The sequence below is a fragment of the Simplicispira psychrophila DSM 11588 genome, from assembly GCF_000688255.1.
GTDB classification, from domain to species: Bacteria; Pseudomonadota; Gammaproteobacteria; order Burkholderiales; family Burkholderiaceae_C; genus Simplicispira; species Simplicispira psychrophila.
Window position 1 is genome coordinate 308,957 of record NZ_JHYS01000001.1, and the last position, 11,910, is coordinate 320,866.

Consider the following 11,910-nt stretch of genomic DNA (forward strand, 5'->3'; position numbering starts at 1 on the left):
ACACCCACCTCTTTTTTCTGCTTTTATATGAACCACGTTGCAGGCACCCAGATCCTCACGCTCACCGGTTTGCGCTTTAACGCCAACCTAGGCATCCTCGCGCACGAAAAAAACGCGCCGCAGCCGATCCAGGTCGATGCCGAACTGAGCCTGGGCGCGCAGCCTCTGGCACCGCGCGACGACGATATCGAGCATGTGCTGGACTACCGCAAGGTGCGCCAAATCATCATTGACGAGTGCACCGCCGAGCACGTCAACCTACTGGAAAGCCTGATCGGCAAACTGGCGCAGCGCCTGATGCAGCTGCCCGGCGTGCGCGGTGTACGCGTGAAAATCGCCAAGCTTGAAATTTTTGACGACTGCGAAGTCGCTATTCGCATGGAGACAGGACAGTGGTAAGCGCAAGCTGTGTTATTCAGTCTACACATAGCTACCTCGCTGTTTCCCCTGTTTAATGGAGATGACTACATCATCAAAAGTATCGACATCGCACTGGCTGCCAACTGCTGCCTTGATTGCAGCGTTTGCAAGTATGGTTTGGCTGCGATTCGATCTCGTTAACAGCACAGTCAGTTCTTATACCGATTGCGGCAATGATTGCCGCAATTGGATTATCCCTGCGTACGACGTCGGAATTCTTGCGCTTATTTTCATACTCATTGGAGCCGCGTATATTGCTCCTCGCTGGACTAAGCCCTTACTGACAGGTTTAGGAATTTTAATACTTGTATCTTATGGTATTGATTTATTCGTTTTCCTGCTGCTTCACCATCGACTCCTTTTGACCGATATTCTTCGTTTTGCTGGTGACGTACAACTCAATGGCACAGTTGCGCTACCACAGCTCAGATCATTTACCGGCATATTGCTATTTTTTCTACTTATCAGCAGTTGCGCTGCATTAATATTACTAATTACCAAGGCACCGCGCAAGCCCAAAAAAGCACTCATATTTCTTATACTCTCTCCTGTGTTATTGGCAGCACGCGCAATCCCGGATGATTTCAACCATGTCTCATCCAATTTATATAAAGATGTAATCACTAACAATCTTCCTCATGGTTCGGATGCTCCATACTCCGCTACCACCTCGGTAAACCACCTATTCATCCCTGAGCCGGCTTTAACCTGCATCACATCAAAGAGTACACCACAGCCCGTTATTTTACTGGTCATGGAGTCTTTATCCCTCTACCAAAGCCAATATCTTTCTGGGCTTGATGGATTCTTACCAGAATTGGATCTCATTGCCAAAAAATACAGCCATCTCGAGTATTTTTACGCCAATGGATTCACTACCGATGGAGGTCTGATTGCATTGTTGACAGGCCATGTTCCACTGCCTAGCATCAATCGATACAGAAGCACCAGTGCCTATCTCGGCTATGAGAAACCCAAGCAAGATCTTTTCAATCGACTCGCTAAAGCCCAGATTCCAGCCACGTACTTTCGATCTGCGGACCAGGGCTTCCTGAATACTGGCGATTGGCTACGTCAATTGAACTTCAACTTTGTCGACGGCCCAGAAAATACTTTTTACAATGGCATGCCCAGAGGCTCATTCAATGAGCCAGGCGATAAAGCTTTATACCAGCGGTATTTGCAGTGGTTTGACAAGGAACGCACATCAGACGTTTTCTTCTCGGTTATACAGACCACTACCACCCATCCACCCTTTATCGTACCCGGCACCGAACTACGGGGAGAAGAAGCCGCGTTTCGTTACGCTGATCAAGCATTGGGCGATTTTGTACGGGAACTAGAGCACCGGAAATTCTTTGACCATGGCACCCTTGTGATCACTGGAGATCATCGCAGCATGACCGCCCGTCGGCGTAACGAATGGGAGAGGATAGGTCGCGACGCGTATGCGCGGGTTCCCGCCATCCTTGTTAGCGCTGCACACCGCAACAGGGGTGCAATTAGGGGGACATGGCAACAAACCGACTTCATCCCATCACTGCTGGACACCATGGGACTGGAATCATGCACTAGTGATTTCGCAGGCCGCTTCCTTGGGCCCATCCAGCCAGCCAAATATATTCTGCATACACAGGGGGCAGAACGGGATCGCATACTGGTTCGAGTTCAAGGCAACCCGAAAATACTCGAGGTTCAACTCGATGGAGATAACACGCACTGGCGTATCGCGCCTGAAGAAGAAAATAACAATGAGGTGGTACGAGAAATTAATCGTGAACGATCACAACTGCCTGTGTCAGAGCCTGATTTCGCAGCCGGGGTATTGCAATGGTATGGTTTAAAAAAATGATTCAAATTGCTTTTACTCGCACTCAATCGAACTATCAATAACAGCTAAATAATCCAAGGCCTGCTATGAATTACACATCTATTGAGAGCAATGAGCGGGTATGCACCTCCTCCCACAAAGGTCTAGTCATCGAGCGCGAAACGCACAAACTGGAAAAGCGCCTGTGCCGTGAAACCGGCAAGGCCATCGTGCAATACAACATGATCGAGGACGGCGACAAGGTCATGGTCTGCATGTCGGGCGGCAAGGACAGCTACACGCTGCTGGATATCCTCCTCAAGCTCAAGGCACGCGCCCCGATCCACTTTGACCTGATCGCCGTCAACCTCGACCAGAAGCAGCCGGGCTTTCCCGAGCATGTGCTGCCCGACTATTTGACAAGCACCGGCGTGCCGTTCCACATCGAGAACGAAGACACCTATAGCATCGTCAAGCGCTTGATCCCAGAGGGCAAGACCACCTGCAGCCTGTGCAGCCGCCTGCGCCGGGGCATTCTGTACCGCGTCGCCGACGAGTTGGGCGCGACCAAAATTGCGCTGGGCCACCACCGCGATGACATCTTGCAGACGCTGCTGCTGAACATGTTTTTTGGCGGCAAGCTGAAAAGTATGCCGCCCAAGTTGGTCAGCGACGATGGCAAGCATGTCGTCATCCGCCCACTGGCGTTTGTCGCCGAAAAAGACGCCGCGCGCTGGGCGCAGCACCGCAACTTTCCGATCATTCCGTGCAACCTGTGCGGCAGCCAGGAAAACCTGCAGCGCAAGCAGGTCGGCGAGATGCTGCGCGACTGGGAAAAACGCTTCCCGGGGCGTGTAGAAAACATGTTTAACGCGCTACAAAACGTCGTTCCGAGCCATTTGCTCGATGGGGCGCTGTACGATTTCAAGAATGCGCGCGCTACCGGTATCGCCGACGAGAACGGCGACAAGGCCTTTGACAACGAAGAATTTGTCGCGTCGGCCCTGCCACTGGGGCAGTCCGGGGTGCAGGTCATTCACCTCGGCTGATCGGGGCGCCTGCCATCCTGTACCCAAGGAGCTGCCATGCGCTGGATTCGAGTTTCATTTTTGTGCGCGGCGCTGGCCCTGGCCGGCTGCGCCAGCCAGCGCATCGTGGACAGCGATGTGCAGTCGTACTCGCATTTGACGGCGCTGCCTGCCCCGCCCAGCTACCATTTTGAGCGCCTGCCGTCGCAGCAGCACCAGGACCCACAGCAATCCGCCATCGAAACCGCTGCCGCACAGGCACTGACCAAAGTGGGCATGCGCTTGGATGGCACGGCGCCAGCGTACCGTGTGCAGGTCTACGCACACACGGAGCGCGCCCTCTCGCCCGACTGGTACGACCCGTGGTGGGATGGCGGCTGGGGGCCGGGCTGGGGGGGTGGTTGGGGCTGGGGTGGCTGGGGCGGGCGGGGCTTTTATGGCGGCCTGTCGATGCGCTTTCCGCCGCCCAGGCTGTACCGCCACGAAGTCGGCCTGATCCTGCGCGACGCCGTCAGCGGCAATGTGGCCTACGAAACCCATGCCGTACACGAGGGACTCTGGAGCGACAACCCGGCCCTTTTTGGCGCCCTGTTCGATGCGGCGCTGAGCGGCTTTCCGCTGCCACCGCAAGGCCCGCGCCGCATCCACATCGAGATCCCCCGCTGAATGCAAGCCACCCGCATCATCGCCATCCGCCACGGTGAAACCGCCTGGAACGTGGACACCCGCATCCAGGGCCACCTGGACATTCCGCTCAACGACACCGGCCACTGGCAGGCGCGCCAACTGGGGCGCGCGCTGGCGCAAGAGCCGGTGACGGCGATTTACAGCAGCGACCTGCAACGCGCCATGGCCACGGCCCAAGCGGTGGCCGACAGCACCGGCGCGCCTTTGACAGCCGAGCCGCACCTGCGCGAGCGCGGTTTTGGCGCGCTCGAAGGCCGCACCTTTGCCGAGATTGAAGTGGAACTGCCCGAGTTGGCGCGGCGCTGGCGCAAACGCGACCCGCACTTTACGCCCGAGGGCGGCGAGTCGCTGACCGTGCTGCGCGAACGCATCCGGGCCACCGTGCAGCGTCTGGCGGTACAACACCCCGGTGGTTTGGTGGTGCTGGTGGCGCATGGCGGTGTGCTCGATGTGCTGTACCGCCTGGCCACGGGCCAGGCGCTGCAAGCACCGCGCACTTGGCAACTGACCAACACCGCCATCAACCGCCTGTTGTGGACGCCCGAGGGCCTGACCCTGGTCGGCTGGGCGGACACGCAGCACTTGGACGACGCAGGTCGGGATGAGACGACGGCGTAAGCGCTGCAACCAATTATCAGGCCAAAATAGCCTCTAGCCCTTTAAATACGTGCGCTAGCAGCTATCAATTAAAGAGTGAATTTAGCGCCAAGGCGCTGGGTAGCCTGGCAAAAACGCCTGCGCCTGACCAAAATGGCCGCAACCGATAAACGGCACTGGCGGGCGCAAGGCCGAGAGCGGCGACGGGTGATTGGCGCACAGCACCCAATGGCCGCAGTCGGCCGGAATCAGCGCACGCTTGGCTTGGGCGTGCGCGCCCCACAGCATGAAGACCACCGGTTGCGCGCTTTGTGCGACATGGCGCAGAACGGCGTCGCTCAGCAGTTCCCACCCCTTGCCGGCGTGGCTGGCCGGTTGGCCTTCTTCTACCGTCAGGCAGGCGTTGAGCAGCAGCACCCCTTGCTGCGCCCATGCCACCAGACTGCCGCCGGGCTGCGGCCACGGCGGTGACGGCACGCCCAGGTCGCGCTCAATTTCTTTGAAGATGTTGCGCAGCGACGGCGGCACACGCACGCCCGGCGCGACAGAAAACGCCAGACCATGCGACTGGCCACGTCCGTGGTACGGGTCTTGGCCGAGGATGACGACGCGCACCGACTCGGGCGGTGTCCATTCCAGTGCACGCAATGGCTGCGGCGGAAAGATGACGGCGCCGGCCTGCAAACGCGCCTGTAAAAACGCCAGCAGCCCCTGCCCGGCAGCGCTGGCAAAAAAACCATTGACCAGCGGCTGCCAGCCGGGTGCCACCGGCCAGTCGCGCGGGTCGACGCTGCGCAGTTGCGTGGCAGCGTGGGCAGCATCCTCGAACAGGTCATTCATGGTTAAAACAGGCTGTAACGATTACTGCATAAGCGGTAATAGCTATGATTTTTGAAAATCAACCAAACAACTGTGCCAATGCCAGGCCGGGATCATCCGCGCGCATGAAGGCTTCGCCGACCAAGAAAGCATGGACACCGGCAGCGCGCATTTGCTGCACGTCGGCGGGCGCCAAAATGCCCGATTCGGTGATCAGCAAACGGTCCGACGGCACATCTTTGATCAAGTCCAGCGTAGTTTGCAAATTCACTTCAAAGGTGCGCAGGTTGCGGTTGTTGATGCCGACCAGCTCGGTCTTGAGCTTCAAGGCGCGCTCCAGTTCGGCAGCGTCATGCACTTCGACCAGCACAGCCATATCCAGATCGCGGGCGATGGCTTCAAAGTCCTGCATCTGCGCATCCTGAAGGCAGGCGGCGATCAGCAGCACCGCGTCCGCCCCCATGGCGCGCGATTCGTAGATTTGGTAGGCATGGACTATGAAGTCTTTGCGCAGCACCGGCAATTGGCAACTGGCGCGCGCTTGCTTCAAAGAATCGACGCTGCCTTGAAAGAATTGCTTGTCCGTCAACACCGACAGGCAGGCGGCGCTGGTGGTGCCGTCACCATCGGCGTAGCTTTGGGCGATGTCGGCCGGCTCAAAATCAGCGCGGATCACGCCTTTGCTCGGGCTGGCTTTTTTGATTTCGGCAATCACCGCCGCTTGCTGGCGGGCAATTTTGGCGCGCAGGGCGCCGACAAAATCACGCGTCAGCACGCGGCTCTCAGCGTCGGCGCGCATGGTGGCAAAGGACAGGCGTTTTTGCGCGGCAGCGATCTCTTCGTGCTTGACGGTGACGATTTTTTTCAGGATGTCGTTCATGGGGGAGTGTCGTTTTCAGAATCGGTACGGGGTGGCAAAGTGCTGGGCTGCTCATCGATAGGCGGCGAGCGCAGGGTGCGGCGCAAGGCATAGGCAAACAGCGCAATGCCGCCCAGCAACACCACCATGATGCCCAACCCGGCCCAGGTGCCGGGGTAGCTCCACATTGAAGACGCGTCCATGTTTACGCTCCGTGCGCCAGCACTTGGCTGCGCGCGACCAGTTGATCCAATTTAGCGCGTGCGGCGCCCGAAGCCAGTGCTTGACGCGCACGCGCCAAGCCGTCGGCCATCGAGCTGGCCACGCCGGCGGCGTACAGCGCCGCACCGGCATTCAGGGCAACGATGTCGCTGGCCGGGCCCGCCGCGCCGTCCAGCACCGACAGCAGCAGGTCGCGCGATGCTTCCGGCGTCTCGACCTTGAAAGCGCGGTTGCTGGCCATGCCCAAGCCAAAGTCTTCCGGGTGGATTTCGTATTCGGTGACTTGGCCGTTTTTCAGCTCACCGACCAGCGTGGACGCGCCCAGGCTGATTTCGTCCATACCGTCACGGCCATAGACCACCAGCGCGTGCTCGGCACCCAGGCGCTGCAAGGCGCGCACCTGGATACCGACTAGGTCGGGGTGGAACACGCCCATCAGAATGTTCGGTGCGCCGGCGGGGTTGGTCAGCGGCCCAAGGATGTTGAACAACGTGCGCACGCCCAGCTCTTTGCGCACTGGCGCGACGTTTTTCATCGCCGGGTGGTGGTTCGGCGCGAACATGAAGCCGATACCGACCTCGGCAATGCACTGCGCAATCGCTGCTGGTGTCAGGTGGATGTGGATGCCCAGCGCCTCCATCACGTCGGCGCTGCCGGATTTGCTCGACACACTGCGCCCGCCGTGCTTGGCGGTTTTGGCGCCGGCAGCGGCCGCGACAAACATGGCGCAGGTGGAGATGTTGAAGGTGTTGGCACCGTCGCCGCCGGTGCCAACGATATCGACCAAATGCGCGCGGTCTTGGCTTTGCACCTGCACTTTGGTCGAAAACTCGCGCATCACTTGGGCGGCAGCGGTGATTTCGCCAATGGTTTCTTTCTTGACGCGCAGGCCGGTGATGATGGCTGCCGTCATCACCGGAGACAGCTCGCCCTGCATGATGAGGCGCATCAGGTGCAGCATTTCGTCATGGAAAATTTCGCGGTGTTCGACGGTGCGCTGCAGCGCTTCTTGTGGGGTGATGGGCATGGGAAGGCAAAAAATGTGAGATTAAAGCCGCAATCAGCGGCGTGTGGGATGGCGCTTTAGCGGCTCACCCCCCACCACGCCAAAGCGGCCACGGCCAAAATGCTGATGGCAATCAACAGCGCCTTGAGCACTTGCGGCTGCTGGCTGGTGGCCGACGGCGGCGCAGCCCTGGAGCTGCTGCAACGGGATTGGCCACCACCGCCGCAGCCGCCCGAACTACAGCCTCCTTGGCTTTGGGTCTGGCTGGAGTGTTGGTTGACTGCCAACTCAGCCTGCACTTTGCGCTTGCGCTCCAGCAGCGGTGCCAGTTCTTCGGCGCTCAGAACGTTGGTGGGGTCGATAGTGCGCATGGTGGGGTCGCTTTCAAAAATGAAATTCGATAGCCGAATGGCCAAACACCTTTATTAGGCCGTGCCCTGCGCCAAAAAGTTGCGCAGCATGGCATGGCCGTGCTCGGTCAGGATACTTTCGGGGTGGAATTGCACGCCCTCAATCGCCAATGTTTTGTGGCGCACACCCATGATTTCGCCATCGTCCGTCCAAGCGGTGATCTCCAGCACTTCGGGGCAGCTGGCGCGCTCAATCGACAGCGAGTGGTAGCGGTTCACCGTGAACTGTTCCGGCAGGCCGGCAAACACGCCTTGCTGCGTGGTGGTAATGATGCTGGTCTTGCCGTGCATCAGCTGCTGCGCGCGCACAATGGTGCCGCCAAAGGCCGCACCAATGCTTTGGTGGCCCAGGCAGACACCCAAAATCGGCAGCTTGCCGGCAAAGTGCTGGATGGCGGCGACCGAGATGCCGGCCTCGGCCGGTGAGCACGGGCCGGGCGAAATCACCAAGCGGTCAAGCTGGCCGGCTTGCAGCAGCACATCGATCTCGGCCACGGTGATTTCATCGTTGCGCGCCACCGTGACCTCTGCACCCAATTCGCCAAAGTACTGGACGATGTTGTAGGTAAAGCTGTCGTAGTTGTCGATCATCAACAGTTTCATGACGCGGACTCCGGCGGTGTAGGCAGCCCGCGCAGGCGCGCGAACTCGCGGTGCTCATACGCAATGTAGGCTTCCATCATGCTGCGGTAGATGGCTTCAAGCACTTCGGGCGAGCCGCCTTCAATCTCGGTGCGCGCACGCACCCGGGCGACGATGGCTTCGATGCGCTCTTCGTCGCGCACTTGGGCGTCGCTTTGCTTGATGCGAGCGGCTTGGGTCATATAACCGCCGCGCTGCACCAGCAGCGGCGCCAGCACGTCGTCAAGCGCATCAATGTGGCGACGCACATCTTCCATCGTGGTGCAGTGCTGTACGTTGTCAATCGCGCGAGTCGTCGTTCCCATCATTCCAGTCCTTCTTCTACAAGTTCGGCCGCGCGCAGCAGGGCGCGGGCTTTGTGTTCGGTTTCTTTCCATTCCAGCTCGGGGACAGAGTCGGCCACCACGCCCGCAGCCGCCTGCACATACAGCTGGCCATCCTTGACGATGCCGGTGCGGATGGCAATCGCCAAGTCCATGTCGCCGGCGTAACTCAGATAACCGACGGCACCGCCGTACAGGCCGCGCTTGGTCGGCTCCAACTGGTCGATGACTTCCATGGCGTGGACTTTGGGCGCGCCGGTCAGCGTGCCCGCCGGGAAGGTGGCTTTGAGCACGTCCATACTGCTCATGCCGTCCAGTAACAGCCCTTCGACGTTGCTGACGATATGCATGACGTGGCTGTAGCGCTCGACGCAAAAGGCTTCTGTCACTTTGACACTGCCAATTTTGGCGATGCGGCCAATGTCGTTGCGCGCCAAGTCAATCAGCATGACGTGCTCGGCACGCTCTTTCGGGTCGGCCACCAATTCGGCTTCGGCGGCTTTGTCCAGCTCGGGCGTAGCACCACGCGGACGGGTGCCAGCCAACGGGCGAATGGTGATTTTTTGCCCCTCGGGAATACTTTCTTGGCGTACCAAAATCTCGGGGCTGGCCCCGACCACGTAGCTGTCACCAAAGTGGTAGTAATACATGTACGGGCTGGGGTTGAGCGAGCGCAGCGCCCGGTACAGCGACAGCGGCGACTCGGTGTAGCGCTTGTGGATACGCTGGCCGACCTGCACCTGCATAAAGTCGCCGCCGGCAATCAGCTCTTTGGCCTGCTCGACAGCAGCGATGTAATCCTGCTTGGCAAAGTCACGCTGCGCGGGATAGCTTTGCGTCGCCTGCACCTGCGGCGCGCTGACCGAGTATTTCAGCTGCTCGCGCAATTCGCGCAGGCGTTTTTTGGCGTTGCTGTAGGCCTCGGGGCGTGCCGGGTCGGCGTAGACAATGAGGTACAGCTTGCCCGAGAGGTTGTCGATGACGGCCAGCTCTTCGCACTGCAGCAGCAGGATGTCGGGCATATTGAGCGTATCGGGCGGGCAGGAATGCTCTAGCTTTTTTTCGATATGGCGCACCGCGTCGTAGCCAAAGTAGCCGGCCAAGCCGCCGCAAAAGCGTGGCAGGCCGGGACGCAGCGCCACTTTGAAGCGCTTTTGGTAGTCGGCGACAAAGTCCAGCGGATTGCCGGGCGCGCTTTCCACCACTTGGCCGTCGGTCACCACTTCAGTGACGGCATCAGCGCCAAAGCCGCGCGCGCGCAACAGCGTGCGTGCTGGCAGGCCAATAAAGCTGTAACGACCAAAGCGCTCGCCGCCGACCACGGATTCGAGCAAAAAACTGTATTTGCCGCCGTCCTTGCTGTGCGCCAGTTTCAGGTACAGCGACAGCGGGGTTTCCAGGTCGGCAAAGGCCTCCGCCATCAGCGGAATGCGGTTGTAGCCTTCACGGGCCAGGCTTTTGAATTCAAGTTCAGTGATCACGGGGGAGGCTTCCAGCTCAGGCCGCGCACCGGCAGAAGAAGGATGTAGCGCGCGGGTGGTTCATTCGGTTGGCCCCGGTGGGGCCACGGGTGCGCGCTGCAAGGGGCGGCGCGCCATCAAGGGCAGTCAGGCAGGCTTGCGCCAGGGCCAGGCTCCCCGGTCGCTGCGACCTGTGATGAAAACGCGGTGAATAAACATGGGGGCAAAGTGTAGCAAATGGTCCTTGGAAAAATGCCTAGATACGCCCTTGCCAACACACCAGTGCTCGCAAACCCTGTTGTCACCCGGCTTAGATACCAGAACAATAAAAAAGAACGATCGTTCTTTTTTAAGGAATTCCACATGCACCGCTTTTACAAGACTGTTTGGCTCGCTCTCGGTGCCGTTGTGCTGGCAGGCAGCGCCCTGGCACAAAGCACCACCGTGGCAGGCGTGGCGTATGACGATGTACTGGAACTGCAAGGCCATCCTTTGCAGCTCAATGGCGTCGGTATTCGCTACAAAACCGTGCTCAAGGTTTACACGGCCGCACTTTATCTGGAACACAAAGCCCACACCCCTGCCGCCGTGGCCGCTTTGCCGGGACCCAAGCGTCTGTCGATCACGATGCTGCGTGACATCGACTCGCGTGAACTGGGCAAATTGTTTGCACGCGGCATCGAAGACAACCTGGACAAAGCTTCTTTTTCCAAGCTCATTCCCGGCGTGCTGCGCATGAGCCAAATTTTTTCAGATCACAAGAATCTGCAGGCCGGCGACCTGTTCATGATCGACTGGATTCCCGGTACGGGCACCGTCATCACGGTCAAAGGTCAAGTGCAGGGCGAGCCCTTCAAAGAGCCTGCATTTTTTCAGGCGCTGATCGGTATCTGGCTGGGAGAGCAACCTGCCGACTGGAAGCTGAAAGAAGCCCTGCTGGGCAAACCGGTCTGACGTTTCATGTCGGCGCACCCTCGAACGAAGTTTCGAGAGCAGTACCGTCGGCTTCTCACTGCCCAGTCTCTTTCAGAGGCACAAAAAGCGCATCGGCAATCTATTTATCGGTCTATCGATTCAAAAAGTGTAAGCACTAACTTGCAACAACACTTGCAGTCAGAAACATCAAAACTTCAGTGCTGTTGTGATAATCAGTGTACGCATTTCTGATCTGCTTTCAGAGTGAAAGCGAGAGATGCGTTAAGAAGGTTTCAAGCGTATTGAGCCCATGCGATCCCAGCAAAACACATCTCAGACGCATCCAGAGAACCAATACATCTGATAGGTGAAGCATGAACAACACGGGTGGTGCGCTGTAGTTCAGGGTAGCCAAGGCAGCTTGATGCTGTCTGTAAGTTGTCGCCGTGTCGGCACGGTGCTTGCTGGTAGTTGATTAGCCAATAGCGGTTCTATGGGCTATGCACTGTTCCTTTGGACAGTCCTGCAGAGAGTGGGCCCAATTCACCCTCCTCTGAAAAATGTCTTTCTCCTGCGAGATCGTCAAACGCTTCTTGCCAGTTCCGGTGCAGTTGCTAGTGCTTGGCAGGAGCAAAAACGCACATCTATGACCATGAAAAATGCCCTCCATCTGGACTTTATGGGCTGCCATGGATAAAGCGTCCTTGCAAAA

14 protein-coding genes are annotated in these 11,910 nt (G+C 58.5%); 6 read left to right on the forward strand and 8 right to left on the reverse strand.

All coding sequences use genetic code 11. The features are described 5' to 3' along the window. The first annotated feature begins 27 nt into the window (after positions 1 to 27). The 5 genes from Q390_RS0101320 to Q390_RS0101340 all read left to right on the forward strand — a co-directional run bounded on the left by Q390_RS0101320 (position 28) and on the right by Q390_RS0101340 (position 4,563). Complete coding sequence (locus tag Q390_RS0101320) at positions 28 to 399, forward strand: dihydroneopterin aldolase (RefSeq protein WP_027994453.1); 372 nt, start codon at positions 28 to 30, stop codon at positions 397 to 399. 61 nt (positions 400 to 460) lie between these two features. Beyond that, positions 461 to 2,272 (forward strand): LTA synthase family protein, encoded by a 1,812-nt coding sequence (locus tag Q390_RS19300; protein WP_169737255.1) that lies wholly within the window; start codon positions 461 to 463, stop codon positions 2,270 to 2,272. 65 nt (positions 2,273 to 2,337) lie between these two features. Beyond that, positions 2,338 to 3,279 (forward strand): tRNA 2-thiocytidine(32) synthetase TtcA, encoded by a 942-nt coding sequence (ttcA, locus tag Q390_RS0101330; protein ID WP_027994455.1) that lies wholly within the window; start codon positions 2,338 to 2,340, stop codon positions 3,277 to 3,279. Positions 3,280 to 3,315: 36 nt separating this feature from the next. Continuing rightward, the gene (locus Q390_RS0101335) at positions 3,316 to 3,924 is read left to right on the forward strand and encodes a DUF4136 domain-containing protein (protein WP_027994456.1); all 609 of its coding nucleotides are present in this window, start codon (positions 3,316 to 3,318) and stop codon (positions 3,922 to 3,924) included. Continuing rightward, a complete protein-coding gene (locus Q390_RS0101340; RefSeq protein WP_027994457.1) occupies positions 3,925 to 4,563 on the forward strand; it encodes a histidine phosphatase family protein in 639 nt (212 codons plus the stop codon). An 81-nt stretch (positions 4,564 to 4,644) separates the two neighbouring features. Here Q390_RS0101340 and Q390_RS0101345 read toward each other — a convergent pair whose 3' ends face one another. The 8 genes from Q390_RS0101345 to trpE are packed head-to-tail and all read right to left on the reverse strand — an operon-like array spanning position 4,645 to position 10,304. Next, positions 4,645 to 5,382, reverse strand: a complete 738-nt coding sequence (locus tag Q390_RS0101345; protein ID WP_037471920.1) for a uracil-DNA glycosylase — start codon at positions 5,380 to 5,382, stop codon at positions 4,645 to 4,647. Positions 5,383 to 5,440: 58 nt separating this feature from the next. Next, positions 5,441 to 6,241: an indole-3-glycerol phosphate synthase TrpC gene (gene trpC, locus Q390_RS0101350; protein ID WP_027994459.1), complete on the reverse strand. Its 801-nt coding sequence runs from the start codon at positions 6,239 to 6,241 to the stop codon at positions 5,441 to 5,443. Then, complete coding sequence (locus Q390_RS19800; RefSeq protein ID WP_156949791.1) at positions 6,238 to 6,423, reverse strand: hypothetical protein; 186 nt, start codon at positions 6,421 to 6,423, stop codon at positions 6,238 to 6,240. The genes trpC and Q390_RS19800 overlap by 4 nt, the downstream gene beginning before the upstream one ends. Before the next feature lie 2 nt (positions 6,424 to 6,425). Continuing rightward, a complete protein-coding gene (trpD, locus tag Q390_RS0101360; RefSeq protein ID WP_027994460.1) occupies positions 6,426 to 7,469 on the reverse strand; it encodes an anthranilate phosphoribosyltransferase in 1,044 nt (347 codons plus the stop codon). Between the two features lie 56 nt (positions 7,470 to 7,525). Then, on the reverse strand, positions 7,526 to 7,819 hold the full coding sequence (locus Q390_RS0101365) for a hypothetical protein (protein WP_156949792.1): 294 nt from the start codon (positions 7,817 to 7,819) through the stop codon (positions 7,526 to 7,528). Between the two features lie 54 nt (positions 7,820 to 7,873). Then, complete coding sequence (locus tag Q390_RS0101370; protein ID WP_027994462.1) at positions 7,874 to 8,461, reverse strand: aminodeoxychorismate/anthranilate synthase component II; 588 nt, start codon at positions 8,459 to 8,461, stop codon at positions 7,874 to 7,876. Further along, on the reverse strand, positions 8,458 to 8,805 hold the full coding sequence (locus Q390_RS0101375) for a chorismate mutase (RefSeq protein WP_027994463.1): 348 nt from the start codon (positions 8,803 to 8,805) through the stop codon (positions 8,458 to 8,460). The genes Q390_RS0101370 and Q390_RS0101375 overlap by 4 nt, the downstream gene beginning before the upstream one ends. Further along, on the reverse strand, positions 8,805 to 10,304 hold the full coding sequence (gene trpE, locus Q390_RS0101380; protein ID WP_027994464.1) for an anthranilate synthase component I: 1,500 nt from the start codon (positions 10,302 to 10,304) through the stop codon (positions 8,805 to 8,807). The genes Q390_RS0101375 and trpE overlap by 1 nt, the downstream gene beginning before the upstream one ends. Before the next feature lie 342 nt (positions 10,305 to 10,646). Here trpE and Q390_RS0101385 point away from each other — a divergent pair, with 342 nt between their 5' ends. Continuing rightward, positions 10,647 to 11,237 (forward strand): chalcone isomerase family protein, encoded by a 591-nt coding sequence (locus Q390_RS0101385; RefSeq protein ID WP_027994465.1) that lies wholly within the window; start codon positions 10,647 to 10,649, stop codon positions 11,235 to 11,237. The last annotated feature ends 673 nt before the right edge of the window (positions 11,238 to 11,910 follow it).